The organism is Parabacteroides sp. KHUB-03 (assembly GCF_056640975.1).
Genome location: NZ_CM153257.1, coordinates 1,977,251 through 2,000,707, shown reverse-complemented (window position 1 = coordinate 2,000,707; position 23,457 = coordinate 1,977,251). Strand labels below are relative to the sequence as shown.

Here is a 23,457-nt window from a genome sequence, read left to right as displayed (position 1 = left end):
TGCAATGCCATAAAAGGTTGGCATCGGAATAGAAAAAGGTTAGCATCCTGATTGCAACGTTCGGCAACAAAACAAATTCTTCCCTTCCTTTAGTTTGTATATTTCCGGGGATATCCGGCGAAGATGGCAAGTAAAGCTCCGGCTCCCAGTAAATAAGGATAATACAGATATTGCATAATTTCGATAGGCGAGGTGTTGCCAAGCCCGGAAGCCATTAATAGTTGTGCTCCATAAGGTATGATACCTTGTACGAAGCATGAAAAGATATCTAACGTGCTGGCACTTCGACGCGGATCGACATTAAACTTATCCGCAATATCTTTTGCAATAGGACCAGCCATTATCAATGCTATCGTATTATTGGCCGTGCATAGGTTGGCAAAACCGACTAAGCCGGCAATACTGATTTCGGCTCCTTTGGAGGAGTGGATATGTGATGTTAATTTTTGGATGATCCAGTCTATTCCGCCATTGTAACGAATCATTTCGAGCATACCTCCTGCCAGCAGAGTGACAATAATTAATTCCCCCATATTGGTAATCCCCGATCCCATAGCTGCATTCCATCCCCACACGTCGAAACTTCCGGTAATCAACCCTACAATCCCGGATAGAATAATCCCGATAAAAAGAACAAGCATCACATGCATACCACATATAGCCGTGATTAGAACCACCAGATAAGGCACTACTTTTCCCCATTCGATGGAAGAAGGTATATAAGCCTCACGCACTTCACTACCCATAAAAATATATATGAGCCCTGTAATGATTGCGATAGGAAGGGCGATCCGTATATTTACCTTGAACTTATCCGACATTTTGCATCCTTGCGTGCGGGTGGCTACAATAGTGGTATCGGAAATGAAAGACAGGTTGTCGCCAAACATTGCCCCGCTAACAACAACACCCAACATTAAAGCGTCAGGCATTCCGGTCTTGCCGGCTATACCTACGGCTACGGGAGCTAAAGCTACAATGGTTCCAACGGATGTACCTACGGAAATGGATATGAAGCAAGCTGCAATAAAAATGCCTGCCGCCAGCAGATTGCCAGGCAAGATAGACATTGCCAGGTTGACGGTTGCATCTACTGCACCCATGGCTTTGGCAGTTTGGGCAAAAGCTCCTGCCAATATGAATATTAATACCATCAGCATGATATTACTGTTGGCTGCTCCCCGGCAAAATTGTTCTATCCTGTTATTTAATTTTCCACCTTTTGAAATAGCAATAGCAACAATAGACGATATAACAAAAGCTACGGTTATAGGCATTTTGTAAAAATCTCCGGCCAGAATCGATACTACCAGATAGGATAGTAAGAATACGGCTAGAGGTAATAAAGCCCATGCGTTTGGTGTATGGCTGAGTGTTTTCTTTTCGAACTTTGAATACTGCATCAGAATGAGAACCGGAGAGCTATACGGACACCGCCTTTTTTAATATTAGGCTGGTCCAGGTAAGTCAACCGGCGATAATAGTCTATTCGTAAAATTTTGAAAATATTTTCCAGACCGACACTGGCCTCCATATAAGGAGTGTTGCCCAGAGGGCTTGTACCATCGGGTAATGTGAATAATCCGGGAGTCAGTGCCGGATTGTTTTTATCGGTCAAACCTCCATAAACCCCGCTGAAGGAGACTACTTCACGCAGTTTCAACCACTTTACCCCAGGTATACGGTTCAGTATCCATCCTTTCAGATAGTAGGTGAAATAGAATGATACATATTGGTCTGTCACAAATTCCAGGGCGCGCATCATATTGAATGCTTCGGGTTGAATTGTGATAGACTGGTTTGTATTTGGCATAATCAATAAGGGGAAAGGCACTTTATCCCACACTTTACCTGCTTTTACCTGGGCATCGATATGACCGAAAGAAGATAACCAAATACGTTTCTCCGCACTGATTTCCGTATGATTATAATTGTAATCTCCGCCTAATACGCCTTTTATACCTAATTGATGTGACAATTTGAATACCGGGGCATCTTTTGATAGATTGAAGACAGATCCTTTACCCGAACGTCCGTTGTAAGCACGTTCTCCCGGAGCAAAACGTAATTGGGCTCCAATTTCTGAGGTCGTAATACTTTTTATACGTGTCTTTGTACCATCCGCATTTTCAAGATCATAATGCAATGTTCCTGCAGCTTCATTATTCTCGTTTCGGGCCCAGGTTTTAAATGTAAGGCCGTTTAACCATTCCTTTTCGTATTGGAACATCGACTTGCGGATGTATTGCATCTTCGTAACAGGTTCTCCCACTTTCCAGGCAACGAACATATTGTCTTTGCTGGTAAACAGGAAATCCTGACCGGGTGTATATACATCATATTCCTGTATGAATGAAAGATTATTTACAGGGCTTTCTCCTTCGTGATATGCCTTTTTATTAAAACTATGCGTCAGTTTGACATTGTATTTCAACTTTCGGTCATTAACCCCGTAGGCCAGATAGCCACTTGCAAACCAGTACGGATTTAGGTTTGCCGTAGTCATGCCCCCGACACGCATGCGGAAACCTTCCAGGTGGTTGGCACTAAAGGTGGTGTTCATCGGACCGAAATCAAACTTACTTTTACTCTTATCGCCGGTAGTTGGTATGTAACCGGATATAAGAATTTCAGCAGTCTTGATGATGACATTAAATGCCGGTACTTTACGTAGCTGGGCTAACAGATCATCTAATGCATTTTCTTTTTCTTTTAATGGAATATGCCGGTTATTTATCCAGAATGTGTCTGTCTGAGCTGTCGCTTCCGGCAAAACATGGAGAGGGCCTAAAAGCCCGAATACCGAATCTGCATTCTGTATGTTGAAATTATATTTGTCGAAATTTCGTAGCTGGTGGGCATATAATTGCTGGGTTCCTTTTACGATATAGAAGTTGACGTACGTATTTTCATTGCTTAATACCCAGGTACTGTCCGGCATACGTTTAAATTCTTGTTCGATGCGAAGTTTATCTACCCAGTTCAGGTTAATCTTTGCAGGTGTGTTTAAAACAAACTTTTTTACTGCATAATTGCCATCCAGAGTAATATATAGCCGACCTGTGAAACCGTAACTCTGACTGTTTACCGGAACAAAAGCCAGGTCTACGCATTTATCGCCTGACACATCCAGTGTGTCCATAATATAATACTTATAATAGGATGTGGCAAGGGTGGAGGACAGGGGACTTACGAACCGGTTTAAGAGGATATTAATGTTGTTGTCAAAAATATTTACTCCTTTGAATATCTCTTCAAGGTTGGAAGTTATACCTCCTCCGTCATCTAATGTCTTATCGATACCTTGCTGACGCTTTGCTTTTGTTATCGTTTTTTCTGTTTTCGGACTCTTACGGTAGTAGATATCGGATAGGGTTTCACGGACAGAAATTGTTAAGATAGGTTTGCCATTGAACTCGGATGTATCCAGGTAGTTCTTTATAAATTTGAATTTCTTGAGGAATTTGTTTTTATCCAGATTCGGATTGAAGTTGTCTAAAGACATACTGAGTTTTTCGTATGCTTCGGTTTGATATTCGTCTTTTGCCTCAATACGGTTGTCATTCTTATGTTCTATTACTTTTTTTATAAGTTCAACTGCCGGATTGTCTTTTCGGCTATATTTTTCTTTTTGGGGCTTTATTTCGATTTCTGCGATTTGGAAAGAGGTAGGGCGAAGCATGATATCCAGATTATCATTCTTTTTACCAACATTCAGACGTACAGTTTTATTATCATATCCTAATGATGAAATAATAAGGTTTTTGAGTCCTTTGTCATTCTGTAAAGTGAATTTTCCATTATCATCGGTCATCGCGCCAATTGTGGAATTTTCGAAAATGACAGACACGAAAGATAATGGTTCTCCTGTGACAGAATCTTTTACAATACCGGATGCGGTAGTGATACTTTGAGCGTATATGACAGATGTTCCGGTTACTGTAAGTAACAGAATCAGGAGTAATATATAACGAATCAGTTTTACCATAACTATTGTTATTCCTTCACGGATAATATAGTTTGCAAAGGTACATTTTTTCTTGTTAGGAGAGGGAAGCCGGCTATTAATAATCATTAATCACACTATTGTATCAAAACTATATATACTTAAGATGACAATGTATTTATCCGGAAAAGAAAGTCTTGTCTTAACAATTCAAATAAGTTGATTTTTTGAATTGTTAAGACAAGACTTTTATATTCAAAAGAGATGCCATTTAATAGGCATCTACGATACTGAAACTTTTTAACTGTTTGTCAAATGTTGTTTTGTCGAGCTTTGTTGTAACATGGATGGTTACCGGTTCGCCGGGCAGCAAATCAAAATAGTTGTCCGAGAAAAAGTTATCTATACCATCTATGCTAAGGAATACAGCGCGCGCAAATACATCACTTTGCAAAGTGACATTGAAACCATCGGCTGCAGGGACAGAAGTCATTTGTATGTCAGCTTCAGGAAAATCTATGTCTTTATAGCGGGTAAAGAAGTAATTATTGGAAACAACTTCTTTCGTGTTGTTTTCGGTGAAGCGGGTGTTCACAACTACTTCGTTCTTTTGTTTTCCTCCCAAAACAGATTCTATCGGTACCGAAAATTGTATTTTACTGGTGTTTGCGGGTAAAGTAACATTATTCTGTTTTTCAAAAAGTACATTGCCTTTCAGATCCATTACCCGAATATCCAGTTTCCCTTTAGTAGATTTTAGGCGATCTGATACGATCCATACGTTTAGGTTACTATCTTCTGCAATTGGCGAAACTAAAATGTCATTGAATGCCTTTTTAGTAAAATAATGCTGTGCTTTCCATCGTCCGTAATAATCGCGGCTAGACCAGGAAGCTACAGGCCAGCAGTCGTTATGTTGCCAGAATAGGGATCCCATATTATAAGGCATCATACGGCGGTGTGCTTCCATTGCCGTTTTCATAGCATCTCCCTGCAACAATATACTCATATACAATGTGCTGGGGAAATCTTTTGGTTTGCGATATTCATCAGATGTAATCTTCTCGATCCGGGAATTGGCTATCTGTCCACCACGTTGGTGTGCCATCATTACATCCGAATAAATATCATGGTCGCGTTCTTCAGGTGCGTATTTCAATACGGATTGATATTCAGGAAAAGATTGGAACCCGTATTCAGAAAAAAAGCGGGCTTTTACTTTATTGAAATGGGCTACGGAATCAATACCTTGCCATACACCCCAATAGTGTGCGTCGCCGTTTGGATTCCAGTTGGGTTTACCACTTTCACATTTTGCATCCGGATCGCCTCCATAAGGGGAAGATGGCCAATAAAAGGTTGTAGGGTCATATTCTTTTACAACGTCGGCAAGCAAATGATTGAACAGTTTTTTTGTATCGTTACGCAATTGTTCGGTTACGCCGTAAGCATCGAATTTTCCCATCCAGCCCCAATTGAACCAGGCTGTATGTATTTCGTTGTTACCACACCAGATTGCTATGGACGGATGATTACGCAGACGCACTACGTTTTCGATGGCTTCTTCCCGGATGTTCTCTTCCAGTTCCGGTGTTAACGGATAGATGCTGCAGGCAAACATAAAATCTTGCCATACCATAATACCATATTTATCGCAAAGATCGTAAAACAGATCGTTTTCGTAAATACCGCCGCCCCATACGCGTAGCATATTCATATTTGCATTAACTGCATCTAATATAGTTGTCTCGTATTGTTCCGGTGTAACGCGTGGTAAAAAATTATCTTGTGGAATGTAGTTCGCTCCTTTTGCAAATACAGGAACTCCGTTCAATTCAAAATAAAAAGTATGACCATCTTTATCCGGTTGGTTGACGACACGAATACTGCGAAGTCCCAGATTGGTTGTTTTAGTGTCGGTCACTTTTCCGTCCATAGTGATAGTAGCTGTGAATGGGTATAAATGAGGTTCACCCAAACCGTTTGACCACCATAACTTCGGATTGTTGACTACCAAATCCGTTTCTATCAGGTTTACACCTTTCTTTACCCGTGTTTTTTTATTCCAACCGGCTTTAATGCCATCAGCTTTAATTGTCAACAAAACCTCACCTTCTTTATCTGCTTTGAATTGAACGTGGGCTTTAATGTCTGCACGTTTGGCATTGACGTTTGTTTGTTCGTAGAAGATATTGTCAATAATAGCATCATTCCATCCGATCAGATAAACAGGACGCCAAATACCGCTCGTCACGATACGTGGTCCCCAGTCCCAACCATAATGGTAGCCGGCTTTCCGGGCAAATACACTTACTTTTTTATCGAAAATCCCGCCGTTTTCAGATTGGTCGTTGCCAGCTTCTACAGGGAATTTCAGGGCATCAAATTTAGGAAGATCTACTTTGATGGGAGAATGGAAGTAGATGCGCAACTCATTTCCGTCTCTTTTTAATAAGCTTTTTACGCTTACTTTCCATTCGCGGAACATATTGTCGGCTTTCAGAATGCAAGAATCATTCAGATAAACATCTGCATACGTATCCAATCCTTTAAAGTCGAGTTCGATATTGTCTTTGTTGAAAATGTCGGGAGATACGTTAAGTGTTGTTTTATATTCCCAGTCTTCTTTATCTATCCATTGGATACTGCGTTCATTAAGACGATAAAAAGGGTCGTCAATAATCTTGTTGTTCATCAAATCTGTCTGAACAACTCCAGGTACGGTTGCCGGGTACCAATTGTTACCTCTGACTTGTTTAAATATCCATCCTTTGTCTATCTCCTGTTTTGCTACGCCATTGGCTTTAACCGGAGGCGCAGCCGACAATACGGAAGCCAGTGCTAAGGAGGAAACTACTGTTTTGTAAAACATAGGTGTTTAGATTTAATTATTTAATGATGTTATTATATTATCTGTAATTTTTTACAGAGCCTTATTGTTTTCATTATTCACCGGATTTTTACCTTCCGGGGTATAAAGATACTTAATACGGTTGGCATACGTTTTTTCTACTTTACCGCGAACAATCTTCATGGTACTATTAACCATGCCGTTCTGTTCGGTAAAGGGTTCGGGCAGAATTGCAAAAGTAGTGGGTAACCACCGGTCGGGAAACATATTCCCTAATTCACCTCCTTTGCGGAAACGATCAATTTGTTTTTGGATAATGCGGATTGCTTCTTCCTTTCCTTGATCGGTATCTAGTGTGAGGTGTAAGTGTGTCAGATGCTTTTTTAGCCTATCTTTGTTTGGAACAACCAATGCTACGGTATATGGATTTTGATTATTGTACAATAGTAATTGGTCTATACTTGATGAGTGTTCAATTAAGGCTTCTTCAATTCCTTCAGGGCTATATTTTTCACCATCACTTCCGATCAAGAGACTTTTAAAACGACCTAGTACATATAATAATCCGTCATTTCCCATATAACCCATGTCACCGGTATAAAGCCAACCATTTTTTATCGTATCTGCTGTAGATGCAGGGTTTTTCCAATATCCAGCCATTACATTTTCGCCTCTTATAACGATTTCTCCTTTTTCTCCTGCGGGAAGCTCATTTCCTTCATTGTCACATATTTTCAGGTCCAAAGGTTTGACTAATACGCCGCTACTGCCGAATGTATGATGCTTGGGGCTATTTGTAGAGATTACCGGTGTAGCTTCGCTTAGCCCGTAGCCTTGGTACATAGGAAGCCCGATCGCATAATAGAATTTTTGCAGGTCTTTATCCAAAAGTGCTCCTCCACCAATGAAAAATCGTAGTTGTCCTCCAAAATTCCCACGTATTTTGGTAAACAGAATACTGTCAAAAAAGCTAACCAGTGGTTTAAGTAACATCCTCCAACCACGTCCTTTATTTTCCCCTCCGTTACCATTATATATATAGGCAATCCGCAGGCCGGTATTGAAAAGGCTCATGATAATTTTGCCTTGGCTTCGTACGCCTTGTTCTATGTTTTTTTTGAAATTTTTGGCTAAGGCCGGAACACTCAGGATCAGGTAGGGCTTAAATTCTTTAATGTTGACCGGTATGTTTTTGAGTGTTTCCATACCTGTTTTTCCTACTTGCACGGTTGCAACGGAAGCCCCTTTGGACATAAAGATATAGAAACCTACAACGTGTGCAAAACAATGATCCAGAGGTAAAATAACCAAAGTTCGCCAATTGCTGTCAATATCTACGCATGTAAGCGATTGCTCGATATTGGCTGTGTAATTGCGATGAGTCAGTATGACTCCTTTTGGGTCAGCAGTTGTACCGGATGTATAGGTTATGGTTGCATAATCGTCATTTTGCAGAGATTGCCCGACAGAAAGAAACTCGGATAATGAATGCTGAGATAGCCACTCTTTTCCCATATTAATAACTTCGGATAATGAAATTTCATTTTTCCGGTATTCTGTTTGCTCGTCAAATATAATTATTTTCTGAACCAGAGGCAGTTGATCTATGATATTCCGGATTTTTTTCAATTGGTTGCCGGATACCATGATGTATTTGACATCGGCATGTGTAAGGCGGAACAGAAGATCGTTTGCTTCTTCCAGTTTTATAGAAAGCGGAACATTGGTTGCACCGGCATAAAACATAGCCAGTTCTCCTATTATCCAGGCATTGCGTCCTTCACTAAGTAACGCCATATTGTCGCCTTTTTTTACTCCTAAAGCTATAAGTCCTGCACCAAGTGCGTAAACCTGATCTTTTACCTGAATGTAGGAAGTTGGTTCGTATTGGTCTTTTGTCTTTTCCCAAAGGAAAGGATTGTCCGGATATTGTTGTACCGAGTTTTCAAAAAGGTCAATCAGCGTCTTTTTCATTTTTATTTGGTATCTGTTTTAGTTTCTCACGGAAGAATTTATTATTTCGTGAGAAAGGTAATTTTTACTCTATTTCTTGCAAATAGCTACAGGCCATTTCCACTGTTGGTACGTTTTTTATAACGATACTGCGTTTTCCATTCTGATCACGTAGTGTACATTCGCGTGGATGGCGCTGAATGAATGAGAGTAACCGGTCAAAGGCTTCGCTCTGGTAGTATGGACTTTCCGGGTTGGATATTAAGAAAATACTCATTCGTCCGTTTTTCAACATAATTTTTTCTATACCTAGCTTTTTACCCATACGGCGAAGACGGACGATGCGTATTAATTCTTTTCCTTCCGAAGGTATTTTCCCAAAACGGTCTTTCAGACGTTCGGTAAAGGCAAGGATATCCCGCTCTTCTTCCATATTGTCTAATTCGCGATAAAGAGAAATACGCTCTGAATCATTAGGAATATAGGAAGGAGGAAACATTAGTTCCAAGTCGCTCTCGATATGTGTTTCACGTACAAATTCATTTCCTGTTTTGTATTTCCCGCTTTCCATATCCGCATAAAGCTCAGAGAACTCGTCATTTTTTAATTCATCAACGGCTTCTTCCAGTATTTTCTGGTAGGTTTCATATCCCAGATCGGCAATAAACCCACTTTGTTCTGCGCCAAGTAAATTTCCTGCACCCCGGATATCAAGATCTTGCATAGCTATATGAATGCCGCTTCCTAATTCTGAGAAGTTTTCGATGGCCTGCAAACGGCGACGGGCTTCTTGCGTAAGAGTTGATAATGGAGGAGATAAAAGATAACAGAATGCTTTTCTGTTGCTTCTTCCTACACGTCCGCGTAACTGGTGAAGATCCGATAACCCGAATTGCTGGGCATTGTTGATAATGATTGTGTTTGCATTCGGTACGTCAATACCGTTTTCAACTATGCTAGTGGCAATTAATACATCATATTCGTAATTAACAAAATCGATAAGCTTCTTTTCCAGCTTATCCGGTGCCATCTGGCCATGTGCTACAACTATGCGTGCATCTGGAACTTCACGATGTATCAATGCTTCCATCTCAAAGATGTTCTGAACGCGGTTATTGATGAAAAACACCTGTCCGTTACGGCTCATTTCAAAATTGATAGCTTCGCGGATAATGTCAGGATTGAAACGTTCTACCTCTGTTTGTACCGGATACCGGTTGGGAGGAGGGGTGGTGATGCTGGAAAGGTCGCGTGCACCCATTAAAGAAAATTGTAATGTTCTGGGGATAGGTGTAGCTGTCATGGTAAGCGTATCGACATTCACTTTCATGTGACGGAGTTTTTCCTTAACAGTGACACCGAATTTCTGTTCTTCATCAATTATAAGCAGTCCCAAATCTTTGAATTTAACGTCTTTGCTTACAATACGGTGTGTCCCGATCAGAATATTTATCTTTCCTTCTTTTATATCTGTTAGAGTTTCCTGGATTTGTTCATTACTGCGTGCACGGCTTATATAATCTATGCGGCAGGGGAAGTCTTTCAGACGTTCGGAAAATGTCTGGAAATGCTGGAAAGCAAGGACTGTCGTTGGAACCAATACTGCTACCTGCTTGTTATCCGCTACCGCTTTAAAAGCAGCACGTATGGCAACTTCCGTTTTACCAAAGCCAACATCCCCACAGATGAGACGGTCCATAGGACGTAAACTTTCCATGTCATTCTTTACGTCGGCAGTTGCTTTCATCTGGTCTGGCGTGTCTTCATAAATGAAACTGACCTCCAGCTCATGTTGCATAAAACTATCAGGACTGTAAGCAAAACCTTCTTCCTGTTTACGCTTGGAATAAAGGAGAATCAAATCGCGGGCAATATCTTTTACCTTTTTCTTGGTTTTCTCCTTCATTTTTTCCCAAGCACCGGTTCCCAGCTTATTCAGTTTTGGGGGGACTCCACTATCTTTACCTTTGTATTTGGATAGTTTATGGAGAGAATGTATGCTGACAAAAATGATGTCGTTGTTCTGGTAAATCAGTTTAATGACTTCTTGAACTTTACCGTTTACTTCTGTTCGTACCAATCCGCCAAATTGTCCTACGCCATGATCTATATGTACAATATAATCTCCAATAGTGAATTGGCTGAGTTCTTTTAAAGAAAGCGTTATTTTTCCACCGCGTGCTTTGTCGCTTTTTAAATTGAATTTGTGGAAACGATCAAAAAGCTGATGGTCTGTAAATAGACATATCTTTAATGTCTCGTCCGTAAATCCTTCGTGAATGGTTTTATTTACCGGCGTGAAATGAATATTATCTCCTCTGTCTTCGAAGATGGCACGGATGCGGGCAGATTGCTTTTCTACATCACTTAATATGTAAAGAGTATAGCCGCTTTTCAGATATTTCTGGAAAGATTCGCTAACCATATCGAAATTCTTGTGATAGATAGGTTGAGGTTGTGTGCTGAATGTAATTGTTGCATCAGCGGTGCCGGTCGAACGTGCTCCAAAATTGATACGGCGAAAATCCAGTGCTGATCGCAAGAAATCTTCTTCCGTTGTTAGTTTGTTCCGTATGTCATCAATGCTGGCGAAAGAATCTTCGTCTCCAATCACCGGAGCGTCATTCCATATACTGCCAATGCGTTCTTTGCACCAGGCTAAGTCGCGTGATGCTAAGATTGTATCAGACGGCAGTGAATTAAGCAATGAATGTTTGGAACTATTGTTTTTCAGCATCTCAGGGACAATGTAGATACTTTCCAGTTTTTCTTTGGAGAGTTGTGTTTCTACATCAAAAGTACGTATTGTTTCTACTTCATTGCCAAAAAAGTCGATACGGTAAGGAAATTCGTAAGAGAAAGAAAATACATCAAGAATACTTCCACGAAGAGCGTATTGACCGGGTTCATATACATAATCCACACGCTCAAACCCGTATTGGTCCAGAACATCGGAAACGAATATATTATCCAGCTTTTCTCCGGTATTTATTTTAAGCGTGTTTTCTTTTAAAGTTTCCCGGGAGACAACTTTTTCTGCTAATGCGTCAGGATATGTAACGATAATAAAAGATTTGCCAGTGTCTTGAAGCATACTAAGTACTTCTGTCCTTGATATTTCGTTGGCAGCATCAATATGTCCATACTTGATGGCGCGACGGTAAGCGGAAGGAAAAAAGAAAATCTTATTACTTGCCGTAAGTTGTGTAAGGTCATGATAAAAATATCCGGCCTCTTCCTGATCGTTTAGAATACACACAAAGCTTCCCCCTTTTTTTGTAAAAAGAGAAGCGATTGTCATTGCGGCACCCGAACCGTTTAATCCTTTTAAGAATATATTACGGGAAGTTTCTTTATTTAGTAGGGTGTCTAACGCTGCCACCTGAGGATGCGCAGCATATATTTTTACTAATTCTTGTACCTCCAATTGTATAAATGAATAATTGATAGACGCAAAAGTACGGAAAATGTCGTAATGTATTATTTAAATCGTCGAAAAATAAGTTGATATTGCTAGTTTGCCAATTCTAAATAATGTATTACATGCTTCACAAAACAGAATAGGTGTTTTTTTATATGGTATCTATTTTTGCTTTTGTAAGCTTACGGAATTAATTAATTCATAGGCGGGTTCCGAAAAGCCTTTGAAAGAGTAGGAATTAAAAATTAATTTATATGTGTAATAATGTAAAAGATGCAAATGCAGAAATGAATCAATCCAAGCAGGAATTGCAGGATACCAATAAACAAGAAGTTTGCCAGTGTTTTGCCGCACCAAGTTTGCCAAAGTATTTATATCACGGTACGGATGAAAAAACGGCCGATTTAATTGATAAGACAGGTTTAGGTGGTACACATCCAAAGCCATCCGTGGTGAATCCGGGAAGTGTGGTGAAAATGAACCGGGAAGTATGGTGTGCTACTTCTATAGAAGAAGCAGTTGGATCGAAAGGGGGAAAAGTGAGGTATGAAATTGATACAGAGCAAGTCATTGGTTTGCACTTGGGTGAATTTATACAAAAGAGAGGATTTTGGGTGTTTATAGGCACGATACCTGCCGATAAGATGAATACCTGTTGTATTAAACATATAATGAAATCAAAGAAATAAACAAACATATCATGGCAGGTTAATCCTGCCATGATACTAGTATAAACCGATCATTATTTCATAGAAATATTTAGTCGAATATCTTCCTTTTTTGATATACTTTTCAGATGGCAGGGCATTTTCAAATATACAAGGCCCTGTTGTACCTCCTCCCAGCTTTGGAGGAGCAGGATCGAACAGATAAAAATATCCGTTTTCTTGTTTTAGGGCAACCCAATGTTGATAGCGTGTCAAGGCTAATAAATATTTGTGTTTATAGGTTTGCTGTTTGAAATCATCAGACAAAATTTGTTGGCATCGTGAGTTTGTTAATCCGGAAAGGTCTTCTTTTAATATTTCAGACCGGAAGATGCTTTCTTCTTTTTCTTGAGAATAGTATAATATGGGAGACAGGTGGATTGATTGGCAATAGGTTACAATTACGGAAGGAAGAATATGGTGACTGTTTTTCTGCATGTTTACCGGATTATTAATGAACCGGGTACAAACACTGTTGGGGGATTTTCTGAGATATATTCTTTGTGAAGCTTGTAACTGGTTGTAAATAATATGTCCCAAAGGTATTTTGTAAGAAGTTTTGAATTGAAAGAATCGGTTTTGTCCCAAATCTTTCAGTATTGCGGCTAATGCATAACCGGAGCATCTGTTATTCCAATAACCTTGATGTTCACACCCAAATGAAAAATCGTGATATGAAGTATGTCTGTTCATAGCTGTTTTATGTTTATTATGTATCGACGAAAGTATGGGATGTGTACTGCGAATGAAAAAAGTTTTTTTCGGTTGTGAAAAATACTTTGTGGATAGAATCAAATGTTCTTTATTATTTGGAGTTACTTGGAATTCTATGATGTGGAATGGGAAAGTAAAGTGATTGATTTATACAAAAAATATGTAACTTTGAGCTGTATTTTATTGATAGTTTTTGTTGTTCGAAATAAATAATTGACAATTAATATATTAATCAAGGTATGTCAGACAGTATTGTTATTATTCCTACATATAACGAGAAAGAAAATGTAGAAAATATCATCCGTGCCGTGTTTGGTTTGGAGAAAGAATTTAATATTCTGATAATCGATGATGGTTCTCCGGATGGAACTGCCGGCATTGTGAAAGGTTTGCAGAATGAATTTCCAGAACGTCTTTTTCTTGTAGAACGTCAAGGCAAGCAAGGTTTGGGTACAGCATATATTTGTGGCTTCAAGTGGGCTATTGAGCATAAATATGATTTTGTGTTTGAGATGGATGCAGACTTTAGCCATAATCCGAATGATTTGCCAAAATTGTATGCGGCATGTACCGGACAAGGAGCCGATGTTGCTGTAGGTTCCCGTTATTGTAATGGAGTAAATGTTGTAAACTGGCCTTTAGGACGTGTGCTGATGTCTTATTATGCTTCTGTATATGTCCGTTTTGTTACGGGTATGAAGGTGCAGGATACAACAGCAGGATTTAAGTGTTACCGCCGCGAAGTTCTGGAAACAATGGAACTGGATAAAATTCATTTTAAGGGATATGCTTTCCAAATTGAAATGAAATTTACAGCTTATAAATGCGGATTCAAGATAATTGAAGTTCCTATTATCTTTATCAATCGGGTTTTAGGTGTTTCTAAAATGAATTCTTCTATATTTGGAGAAGCTTTGTTTGGGGTATTAAAGCTTAAATGGTGGAGTTTCTTTAGAAAATATCCTAAACGGAAATAATTAAAGTATAAACTTATAAATGATCCCGATCATTTTTATAAATCATCAGGATCATTTTATAAAATCATCGGGATAAAAATGAATAAGGTGTTAATCCATAATGCTCGCATCATTAACGAAGGCCGTATATTTGACGGCTCCGTGATGATAGATGGTGATAAAATTGCTGCAGTTTATGAAGGTCAAATATCGGATGCCGTTAGGTCGGAAGCAACGGAAGTTATTGATGCTACCGGAAAATGGCTATTGCCGGGTGTGATAGATGATCAGGTTCATTTTCGTGATCCGGGATTGACGCATAAAGGTGATATGGGCACGGAAAGCCGTGCTGCAGTTGCCGGAGGTGTTACTACTTTCATGGATATGCCGAATACCAAACCTCAGACTACGACAATTGCCGACTTAGAATGGAAGTTTAATAGGGGGGCAGAAGTATCGGTAGCTAATTATTCATTCTTTTTTGGCGGCACGAACGACAATATGGATGAAATCCGTAAATTAGATCGTAGCCGTATTCCTGGTTTAAAGCTATTTCTTGGTTCGTCTACCGGAAATATGCTGGTTGATAAAAAAGAATCTTTGGAGCGGATATTTGGAGAAGCAGGTATGTTGATCGCTATCCATGCAGAGGAAGAAGAAGTGATAAAAAGAAATATTGCTTACTATACGGGAAAATATGGTGATGACCTGGATATTTCTTTCCACAGTAAAATTCGTAATGAAGAGGCTTGTTATGCTTCTTCGGCTAAGGCAGTGGAGCTTGCTACGCGTTTGAATTCCCGTTTACATATATTGCATTTGTCTACAGCAAAGGAACTGACGTTATTAGATAATAGTAAACCCCTTAATGAAAAGAAAATTACAGGAGAAGTCTGTGTGCATCATTTATGGTTCCATGATGGAGATTATGCCTTGTTTGGTAATCGTATCAAATGGAATCCTTCTATAAAAACTCTGGAAGATCGTGAAGCTTTACGAGCTGCCGTTAATGATAATACAATCGATATTATTGCAACAGACCATGCTCCGCATCTTCCGGCCGAGAAGGAAGGCAGTTGTTTGAAAGCTGCTTCCGGCGGACCTCTTGTTCAACATTCATTGATTGTAATGCTGGAATTGGCGATGGAAGGCCGTTTTACATATGAGAAAGTTGTGGAAAAAATGGCTCACATGCCGGCTGATTTATTCCATATAGAAGAGAGAGGATACATCCGTCCCGGTTATTATGCCGACTTAGTATTGGTTGATCCTCAATCTGCATGGACTGTCTCAAAAGATAATATATTATATAAATGCGGATGGTCGCCTTTTGAAGGTTATACTTTCCACCATGCCATATGGAAGACTTTTGTTAATGGGCAGTTGGCATATAGCGATGGTCGCATAAATGACTCTGTTCGCGGTATGGAAGTAAAATACAATAATTGATTATTGGATGTGTATCAGTTTGTGGGTTTGCAAGCTGAGTTTCCATTTGGGATGTGCTAGTATATAGTCTACCACTTCTTTCGTGTTTTTGCAAGAGCAAGGCTGCAAATAATGATGTTGTGCCGGAAGTTCAAGATAGGGTGATACATCTTGTCCGGTATAAACTACTTTTACTTCATCCATGCGGTTTAGTAAAACCGGTGCGTCTTGTTTAGGAGAACAGGTTACCCAGTCTATAGATGCGGGAATGGAGCGAGTTCCGTTAGTTTCGATACAAACTATTTTCCCGGCCTGATGTAATTGTTTAATAAAAAGGTCATCTATCCATAAAGATGGTTCTCCTCCTGTTAAAATTACCATGTTGGCAGGATAACCGTCAATCGTTTGCAGAATATCTTTGTCAGACATTAATTCTCCTGATTCATGCTGTGTGTCGCAAAAATTACATTTTAAATTGCATCCGGAAAAACGAATGAATATGGCAGGAGTTCCTGCATGAAATCCTTCTCCTTGCAGGCTGTAGAAAATTTCATTAATCTTTCTCATAAATAGCAGTGTTTCCTTCCGACTCTTGAATTTCTACTTTAAAACACGAATGCAGTTGATCACATATCCATCGGGCAATGTTTTCTGCCGTAGGATTAAATGGCAGTATTTCGTTTAGGTTTTGATGATCAAGAGTTGATTTTACAATCTTTTTTATGTGACTGAAATCTATCACCATGCCGTCGGCATTTAATTCTTTGGAACGACAGTAAACTGTGATAATCCAATTGTGACCGTGCAGATTTTCACATTTACTGGGGTAGGAGAGTCTGAGGCTATGGGAAGCCGATATCTCCATGCGTTTAATAACTGTGTACATATAGAAATTTTTATAAGTTTGAAATCTGCATCTAATGTCACCTTGATGCAGGCACAAAGATATAAAAAATTACGCTTTATTCATTTTGGTTTAATGCTTTCATCGAGAAATGGAAAGTTGTACCTTTTCCTTCTTCCGATTCAAACCATAGTTTCCCGTCATGTAATTCAACAAAATCTTTACATAACATCAAGCCAAGGCCAGAGCCTTTTTCATTGTTTGTTCCGTAGGTCGTAAAATGGGTGCTTTGATTAAGTAATTTGGCTTGATTTTCTTTTTTGATGCCTTTGCCGGTATCTTGAATAGTGATAATAACAAAGTCTCCATCGGTTTTACTTTTTATAGTGATAGTTCCACCTTCAAAACTGAACTTTAAAGCATTGGAAATTATATTACGGACAATGGTTTTCAACATATCAATATCTACGGATCCCATTAGTTCGTTATCAAGTCCTTCTAATAGAATATTGACGCCTTTTTGAGCCGCCATAGGAATATACATTTCAGCTGTACTTTCAATGATAGAATTGATTTCAGTCGGCTGTTTGTATATTTTTTGTTTGTTTAACCTGTTCTTGGCCCATTTTAATAAATTATCAAGTAAAAGGAATATTTCTTCTGATGTTTTGTTCATCATCTGAAGCATTTCAAATACTTCATCACCTACTTTTTCTTTATCTACCATCATTAGAATGGCATTATTCATCATTTTTAAAGAGCCAAGAGGCGAACGTAAATCATGTGCTATTACAGAATATAACGTATCGCGTGATTCTATTGTACTTTCTAATTCTTGTTTGATTCGTTTAATACTGTATAGTTCGTAACGGTGAGCAACTCGTTTTACTAATTCTTCACGTTGAAAAGGTTTGGTTACATATTCGGTTGCTCCTAACTGGTATCCTTTTACAATACTCTGCATGTCACTTAAAGCAGACATAATAATTACAGGAATATTGTTTGTTTCCGGATTGCTTTTTAAATGTTGAAGCACTTCATAACCATCCATTTCCGGCATCATAATGTCAAGCAGGATAAGGTTAGGATGTCTTTCTTGAGCAAGGCGCAAAGCTTTTGCTCCACTATCGCAAGTAAGAAGAGTATATCCTTCCTTTTTTAGTATAGCTTGCACTAACATGACGTTTGTTGGTACGTCATCTACGATTAAAACTGTATAGTCTGATGCCAAGTTGTTCATCTGATTTAGTAGATTTCTTGATATTCAAAAAGTATCAATACACAAAAGTATTAAATATGTTGATATGTTTGAATGTTTTTACTCTCATTTTGTATTTATTTTTTCAAATTGTTTCTCTTAGCCTTTATCCAAGCGCCATTGCCTTTGTTTTTCTTGAGGTAGAAAAAACCTTTTATAACGTTAATGTTCATGAATAAGAAATAATATGGTATGAAGAGCGATTTACTCCTTAATTGACGTTGTTCAAACTGATAACCTGCATAAGCCATTATATAAAACAGAGTTTGTAAAATAAATATAGCTGTATAAAATAAAGAACCTTTGATAAGTAAAAGATTTAGGGGTATAAGTATAAACAGAAATAGAGGAGTGATTGTCCAACGTAAAACACGATGACTGATGTATTGAAAGCTTAATGTTCTGAAACGGAAAACATTCAATAAACTGCGTAAACGCCAGATCGACTGCAGTCCTCCGGCAGCGATACGCATTTTACGCTTTTCTTCTTCCTGCATGTTAAGGGATGCACTTTCTATGGCATAGGCATTTTTGCAATAAGCAATTTTGTACCCTTTTTGTGCAATTCGTAGGGACAGAATGAAATCGTCAAGCAAAGTATCATCCGGCATTTGTTCAAATAAATTTGTCCGGATTGCAAATAATTCACCTGCAGCTCCAACTGCCGAATACAGCCGGAAATCCAAATCTTTTAAAGTCGATTCATATTTCCAATAAATACCTTCGCCGGCTGTTGCACCTTGTTTTGCTTGTATTTCAACACGTTTTTCTCCGGCCACACAACCTACTTTTGAATTAGAAAAGCATTTGATAATTTCAGTTATAGCATCTTTATTCAACATTGTATTGGCATCGGTAAATACAATAAAAGGTGTTGTTACGAATTTTATTCCGCGGTTGAGTGCAGCTGTTTTTCCTTGACGTTTAGGTTGATATAATGTAGTTACTTCCGGATATTTACTTAATAAGTTATTCGTATTGTCTGTTGAACCATCAGTAATCCAAATGATTTTCAGTTTATCTTTTGGATATGCCAAAGCTTGACAATTCATCATTTTATCACGGATAATATCTTCTTCGTTATATGCAGCAATGAACAATGTAACTTCCGGTAAGATTTCCGGGGCTTGGAAAGAGTCTGATTTTCCGTAGAATAATTCTTTTACTTTTACAAGTATGAATAGTAATATGCCATATCCCAGATATGTGTAAAAAACAAGGAAAACAGCAAACCAGAATAGTATTTCAATTATAAGCCGATAGTTTTCCATAGGTATTATTTTTGATTACAAATATGAGCCCGCTCATTGTCCCTTTTATTAGCGGGGTAATTAGATTAACTTTATTATTCATTACATATGTAATGAATCGTTTTAGAAAAACGATTGTTGACTGGTAAATGTAAGATGCTATTTTGTCGGTTTTTTTGTCAATCGTTCTTTGAGCATAGATGAATCGGCTGCGTGTGTGGTAATATACTTGTAATGGGCTTTGCTGGCCTACACTGGCACTTTCTTTATGTCCGATTTTTGCCAGTGGTTCATACCAGATGCTAAATCCGGCTTTATGCATATATGTGCACCAATCCAGTTCTTCATAATATAGGAAATAATATTCAGGCATTATTCCATATTTTTCGATATCGGAAGAACGGATAATCATGGCAGCACCATGTGCAAATGTGGTTTCCTGTGCTTCGTCAAATTGTCCATTGTCTATTTGTTGATATCCGATAGCTTGATTTCTGAGAGTAATTAAACTCATTGGTGTTGTACCGGCATATTGGATTCTTTTAATTTCCGGCCAGCAGACAAGTTTAGGGGATACACATCCTATTTTTTTATCACTTTCTAGACGTTTGATTAAAATGGATAATACTGGCTGTGATATGATTGTATCATTATTTAAAAAGAATAGATATTTGCCGGTTGCCTGTTTTATTCCCAAATTATTTCCTCCGGCAAATCCTAAATTTTGATCGCTTCTTATAGTTACAATGGCAGGATATTTTTCTTTAAGCATCCTGTCTTCACGTTGTTTGGATGCATTGTCGACTACAATTAACTCATACGGATGATTTTCATTCTTTAACAAGGATTCAATAAGCTCACATGTGTCGGCAAATCCATTGTAATTAACTGTGATTATTGAGACTTTGTTATTCATCCTTAGTGATACTGTGTGGTGTGTTATTAAATCTCATATCATTATTCCTGACTCTATATAAGGAGGCTATATAACTTTTTATTAAAACGATAAATAGGAGGGGAAGTTTAAATATACTGATCATAAAATCTTTAGTATACATGCTCTTTGGTATTGCTAGTAAATAAGTTAGAGTTGTTCCAATACCTAAATAACACCATTTGACTGCAAGGGAATGGGATATTAATCCGGAAATTAGAATTAGTAGTATAATCAATATTAATCGCAAAGGTCGGGGGAATGGTATCCATTGGATACATTTATCAATATAATTGAAATTGAATTTTTTAAAATTGAAATTTTTTATCAAAGATATGAACGCTAATATCTGAGCATGAAACCAACGGGATCTTTGCCGGACTAATATTTCTTTTTGGGATGTTTTTTCGTCATATACATAAATATCATTGGCATAGTCTACAAAAACATTTTGTGTGGCTAACAAAAGCTCTAATTCTTTGTCTTCGGCAAAAGTATAACATTGTTTCATGTTTTGTTTTAACCATGTAAAATCAAATACCATACCAGATCCAATAAGTGCTGCGGATAATCCTATATTTATATGTCCTTTGCGAAAAACGGTATTGTTTATTTCTTCTGCTATTCCATCCCAGATAGCAATGGACGTATTATCATTCTTTTTAGTCCGGTGTGTTTGTAAGGCTTTACAGTTTTGTGTGACTTCATTTATACGACTGAGAAAATTTATGTCTGTAATGTTGTCGGCATCCATAATAATAACCTTATCAAAATTCCTTAGGTTTTCTAAAGCGAGCGTAAGTGATTTATGCTTCATGCTTTGTTCAAAATTTGCAATAATGAGTTTTATTGGTAGCTGTGATAATGCTTGATTTGTTGAGTCTTGCATTTGATCCGATACGACAATTACCTGATATTTATCCTTCGGATAATCCTGACACAAAAAATTTTCTATAGATTCTATTATAATTTTGTCTTCTTTATATGCAACATAGATGATTGCAAAACTTTGTTGTTTTATATTGGATTGAATATTCTTTTTTTTAGGTATAAATGAAGCGAGTGTAAAAAAGAAATCGTAGGCTGTAAATAGCGTTACAATGGTAAAAAGTATGATGTCTATAATGAGAAAAAAATTCATTGCGCTTTTTATGCAAAATTAAAAATAATATTTTAATAAAAAGTGAAAGATGAAGTTTAAATAGAGAAAAAAGTGTTGATATTTAAAGCCTATCCGGCCAATAAAAATAAAGGATTTTTTATTGGTCAATTATTCAATTCAAACTTAATAACTTATACCAATTTTAATTGTTCTTCGTTTTTATGTAGTTATTTTGCACTGAATAATCATGTGGCACCATAGATACGGAAATCTTCCAGCTCCTTTAAATTTTATATCTTTGAAACCGACTTGTGATAATTGTCTAGATATTGTATTCCGTGACCAAAATTTAATATGCCCTCCAACCCATAATGCGCTGTAATGATAATCCATTTTTCCTGCTAATGCCAACATGATATTTTTTAAATAGCCATGATATGGAGTAGATAAAATAAAAATTCCTTCATCATCATCTTTTTCTAAGTTGTTTTTCAGGATATTACGGACCAGAACGACAAATGATTCCGGATTATATAGATGTTCAATGACTTCTGTTGAAATAATGGTTTTGAATCGTATATTCTGTAATTTGGCAGGTAAGTTATCTGTCTCTATATTGTTCGCAAAAAAATGTCCGGGATGCTTTCTATTGGCTATAGCAATGCCTTTTTCTGAAAAATCGATGCCATAAACACAATACCCTTTATCTATTAGTTTATTCGCAAAATAACCATTTCCACAACCAATGTCGAGAATTGGAGATCCATCTTTAGGTAACATCTTTTCAATGGGGTCACATAGATATCTATGGTAGAAAGCTGGTGCATCATCTTTCCATCCAAAATCTAAAATAGCAGGCATATTTTTATCACGAATTTATAATTTCTGTATTTGTGACAAATATAATTTATTTTTAATAACCAGATGATTTTTTGATAGACTTTTATTTCAAATAGGCAGATTTAAAATAGCTCATTCCAATTTCGATTAATTTGTATATTTCTAATTCTGCTTTTCGAGTTAAAACAATTCTTACTTTATCTATCAATATGCAAGCTAGTATTATCAATAGTGCGTATAAGATGAAAGTGGATACCAGTAATATATTATTATGGATAATTGTGTCTAAATAAATAATAGATTTTGTGCAATAAGCCCGGATATATTGGTTATCTTGTAATATATATATGGCTAAACTGGATGATGCCATCCAATTAATCGTTTTGTTCTGAAATTTCATGTTTTTAAAGAGGAAAAAGAAAGATATGGCTGAGATAATTACAAATGGACTATTGTATGGATAGGCTAATTGTTCAATTTTTTTGATGTTAATGTCAAGGTATCCTATACCCAATGCGATTGTAGCAATTACCAAAGATGATATAATATAAGTTGATAGGGAAATTATTTGTATGGTTTTAGGCGAATATTTTGTAAGGTCTACATATAAATAAAGATATCTGCCAATAAAATATAAATAGATGAAATTCATTATATTATATCCATTCGGGTTTATTGGGCCTTTAAATAAGTATCCGAAATAAAAAGTTAATATGGAGAGTGAAATCAAAATTTTTATATATTCTTTTTGAGACAGGTGTTGTATTGCTTTGTTAAGTATAGGAGATAATAATAATAAATATACATAAACTTGTATAAACCACAATTGTGAGTAAGAAAAAGGCATAAAAGAACAAATAAATTCTTTTATGTTAAAATGACATCCTTCTGTGTATAATTTGCAAAAGTAAATACATACATAATAGAATATACATGTCAGATATAACTTTATGAGTTTTTGCCAGCTATCTTTTATCCCATAGTATCCTGAGATTAGTACAAAACAATTTACGGCAATTATTAGGAAAGCATTTAAGATATAAAACTGGGTATTTTGTGGATTGAATTTAACTGTGTATAATTCCATCCCATGAACAATAAAATGATGTATGATTATATAAAACATGCAGACCAATCTAAGTAATTCTAAATTAGAGTTTCTTTGCGATTTAGTATGATTTATTGGATTCATGATTTTTATCAGTTTATGTCGTTGTTACTATGGTAAATATAAAATTTATTGAGTTGTATAT

The 23,457-nt window shown here is 37.3% G+C and carries 17 protein-coding genes; 3 read left to right on the top strand and 14 right to left on the bottom strand.

The window, feature by feature from the left end; translation table 11 throughout:
- Positions 1–89: 89 nt before the first annotated feature.
- The 5 genes from ACYIB7_RS08660 to mfd all read right to left on the bottom strand — a co-directional run bounded on the left by ACYIB7_RS08660 (position 90) and on the right by mfd (position 12,177).
- A complete protein-coding gene (locus tag ACYIB7_RS08660) occupies positions 90–1,403 on the bottom strand; it encodes a Na+/H+ antiporter NhaC family protein (RefSeq protein ID WP_103984176.1) in 1,314 nt (437 codons plus the stop codon).
- Complete coding sequence (locus ACYIB7_RS08655) at positions 1,403–3,988, bottom strand: DUF5686 and carboxypeptidase-like regulatory domain-containing protein (RefSeq protein WP_480338465.1); 2,586 nt, start codon at positions 3,986–3,988, stop codon at positions 1,403–1,405. The genes ACYIB7_RS08660 and ACYIB7_RS08655 overlap by 1 nt, the downstream gene beginning before the upstream one ends.
- 229 nt (positions 3,989–4,217) lie before the next feature.
- Positions 4,218–6,818: a beta-mannosidase gene (locus ACYIB7_RS08650; RefSeq protein WP_480336784.1), complete on the bottom strand. Its 2,601-nt coding sequence runs from the start codon at positions 6,816–6,818 to the stop codon at positions 4,218–4,220.
- A 51-nt stretch (positions 6,819–6,869) separates the two neighbouring features.
- Positions 6,870–8,771 carry an AMP-dependent synthetase/ligase gene (locus ACYIB7_RS08645; RefSeq protein WP_480336783.1) on the bottom strand — a complete coding sequence of 634 codons (1,902 nt, stop codon included), beginning with the start codon at positions 8,769–8,771 and terminating at the stop codon, positions 6,870–6,872.
- Positions 8,772–8,835: 64 nt separating this feature from the next.
- Complete coding sequence (mfd, locus tag ACYIB7_RS08640) at positions 8,836–12,177, bottom strand: transcription-repair coupling factor (RefSeq protein WP_480336781.1); 3,342 nt, start codon at positions 12,175–12,177, stop codon at positions 8,836–8,838.
- 248 nt (positions 12,178–12,425) lie between these two features.
- Here mfd and ACYIB7_RS08635 point away from each other — a divergent pair, with 248 nt between their 5' ends.
- Positions 12,426–12,860: an RNA 2'-phosphotransferase family protein gene (locus ACYIB7_RS08635; RefSeq protein ID WP_103984180.1), complete on the top strand. Its 435-nt coding sequence runs from the start codon at positions 12,426–12,428 to the stop codon at positions 12,858–12,860.
- Between the two features lie 36 nt (positions 12,861–12,896).
- Here ACYIB7_RS08635 and ACYIB7_RS08630 read toward each other — a convergent pair whose 3' ends face one another.
- Positions 12,897–13,571 carry a hypothetical protein gene (locus ACYIB7_RS08630; RefSeq protein WP_480336779.1) on the bottom strand — a complete coding sequence of 225 codons (675 nt, stop codon included), beginning with the start codon at positions 13,569–13,571 and terminating at the stop codon, positions 12,897–12,899.
- Between the two features lie 260 nt (positions 13,572–13,831).
- On the opposite strand from ACYIB7_RS08630, the gene ACYIB7_RS08625 reads away from it, so the two are divergent.
- Together ACYIB7_RS08625 and ACYIB7_RS08620 are read left to right on the top strand one after the other, a co-directional pair.
- Positions 13,832–14,569, top strand: coding sequence for a polyprenol monophosphomannose synthase (locus ACYIB7_RS08625; protein WP_103984182.1), 738 nt, complete (start codon positions 13,832–13,834; stop codon positions 14,567–14,569).
- Between the two features lie 78 nt (positions 14,570–14,647).
- Positions 14,648–15,997 carry a dihydroorotase gene (locus tag ACYIB7_RS08620; RefSeq protein WP_103984213.1) on the top strand — a complete coding sequence of 450 codons (1,350 nt, stop codon included), beginning with the start codon at positions 14,648–14,650 and terminating at the stop codon, positions 15,995–15,997.
- On the opposite strand, the gene ACYIB7_RS08615 is transcribed toward ACYIB7_RS08620, so the two are convergent.
- The 8 genes from ACYIB7_RS08615 to ACYIB7_RS08580 form a co-directional block, all read right to left on the bottom strand.
- Entirely contained in the window at positions 15,998–16,543 is a 546-nt protein-coding gene (locus ACYIB7_RS08615; protein ID WP_103984183.1) for a 7-carboxy-7-deazaguanine synthase QueE, read from the bottom strand. It lies immediately after the preceding gene.
- On the bottom strand, positions 16,530–16,862 hold the full coding sequence (gene queD, locus ACYIB7_RS08610) for a 6-carboxytetrahydropterin synthase QueD (protein WP_103984184.1): 333 nt from the start codon (positions 16,860–16,862) through the stop codon (positions 16,530–16,532). The genes ACYIB7_RS08615 and queD overlap by 14 nt, the downstream gene beginning before the upstream one ends.
- A gap of 76 nt (positions 16,863–16,938) precedes the next feature.
- Entirely contained in the window at positions 16,939–18,060 is a 1,122-nt protein-coding gene (locus ACYIB7_RS08605) for a hybrid sensor histidine kinase/response regulator (protein WP_103984185.1), read from the bottom strand.
- A 95-nt stretch (positions 18,061–18,155) separates the two neighbouring features.
- On the bottom strand, positions 18,156–19,349 hold the full coding sequence (locus ACYIB7_RS08600; RefSeq protein ID WP_103984186.1) for a glycosyltransferase family 2 protein: 1,194 nt from the start codon (positions 19,347–19,349) through the stop codon (positions 18,156–18,158).
- Complete coding sequence (locus ACYIB7_RS08595; protein WP_103984187.1) at positions 19,324–20,244, bottom strand: glycosyltransferase family 2 protein; 921 nt, start codon at positions 20,242–20,244, stop codon at positions 19,324–19,326. Before ACYIB7_RS08595 ends, ACYIB7_RS08600 begins: the two co-directional genes overlap by 26 nt.
- The gene (locus ACYIB7_RS08590; protein WP_103984188.1) at positions 20,237–21,403 is read right to left on the bottom strand and encodes a glycosyltransferase family 2 protein; all 1,167 of its coding nucleotides are present in this window, start codon (positions 21,401–21,403) and stop codon (positions 20,237–20,239) included. Before ACYIB7_RS08590 ends, ACYIB7_RS08595 begins: the two co-directional genes overlap by 8 nt.
- A gap of 180 nt (positions 21,404–21,583) precedes the next feature.
- The gene (locus ACYIB7_RS08585; RefSeq protein ID WP_103984189.1) at positions 21,584–22,225 is read right to left on the bottom strand and encodes a class I SAM-dependent methyltransferase; all 642 of its coding nucleotides are present in this window, start codon (positions 22,223–22,225) and stop codon (positions 21,584–21,586) included.
- An 82-nt stretch (positions 22,226–22,307) separates the two neighbouring features.
- Positions 22,308–23,330: an acyltransferase family protein gene (locus tag ACYIB7_RS08580; RefSeq protein WP_480338464.1), complete on the bottom strand. Its 1,023-nt coding sequence runs from the start codon at positions 23,328–23,330 to the stop codon at positions 22,308–22,310.
- Between the last annotated feature and the right edge of the window lie 127 nt (positions 23,331–23,457).

Bases quoted from the DNA above. Each gene is read 5' to 3' on its own strand.
- ACYIB7_RS08660 (WP_103984176.1), bottom strand. From the start codon at position 1,403: ATGCAGTATTCAAAGTTCGAAAAGAAAACACTCAGCCATACACCAAAC.
- ACYIB7_RS08655 (WP_480338465.1), bottom strand. From the start codon at position 3,988: ATGGTAAAACTGATTCGTTATATATTACTCCTGATTCTGTTACTTACA.
- ACYIB7_RS08650 (WP_480336784.1), bottom strand. From the start codon at position 6,818: ATGTTTTACAAAACAGTAGTTTCCTCCTTAGCACTGGCTTCCGTATTG.
- ACYIB7_RS08645 (WP_480336783.1), bottom strand. From the start codon at position 8,771: ATGAAAAAGACGCTGATTGACCTTTTTGAAAACTCGGTACAACAATAT.
- ACYIB7_RS08635 (WP_103984180.1), top strand. From the start codon at position 12,426: ATGTGTAATAATGTAAAAGATGCAAATGCAGAAATGAATCAATCCAAG.
- ACYIB7_RS08630 (WP_480336779.1), bottom strand. From the start codon at position 13,571: ATGAACAGACATACTTCATATCACGATTTTTCATTTGGGTGTGAACAT.
- ACYIB7_RS08625 (WP_103984182.1), top strand. From the start codon at position 13,832: ATGTCAGACAGTATTGTTATTATTCCTACATATAACGAGAAAGAAAAT.
- ACYIB7_RS08620 (WP_103984213.1), top strand. From the start codon at position 14,648: ATGAATAAGGTGTTAATCCATAATGCTCGCATCATTAACGAAGGCCGT.
- ACYIB7_RS08615 (WP_103984183.1), bottom strand. From the start codon at position 16,543: ATGAGAAAGATTAATGAAATTTTCTACAGCCTGCAAGGAGAAGGATTT.
- queD (WP_103984184.1), bottom strand. From the start codon at position 16,862: ATGTACACAGTTATTAAACGCATGGAGATATCGGCTTCCCATAGCCTC.
- ACYIB7_RS08605 (WP_103984185.1), bottom strand. From the start codon at position 18,060: ATGAACAACTTGGCATCAGACTATACAGTTTTAATCGTAGATGACGTA.
- ACYIB7_RS08600 (WP_103984186.1), bottom strand. From the start codon at position 19,349: ATGGAAAACTATCGGCTTATAATTGAAATACTATTCTGGTTTGCTGTT.
- ACYIB7_RS08595 (WP_103984187.1), bottom strand. From the start codon at position 20,244: ATGAATAACAAAGTCTCAATAATCACAGTTAATTACAATGGATTTGCC.
- ACYIB7_RS08590 (WP_103984188.1), bottom strand. From the start codon at position 21,403: ATGAATTTTTTTCTCATTATAGACATCATACTTTTTACCATTGTAACG.
- ACYIB7_RS08585 (WP_103984189.1), bottom strand. From the start codon at position 22,225: ATGCCTGCTATTTTAGATTTTGGATGGAAAGATGATGCACCAGCTTTC.
- ACYIB7_RS08580 (WP_480338464.1), bottom strand. From the start codon at position 23,330: ATGTTTTATATAATCATACATCATTTTATTGTTCATGGGATGGAATTA.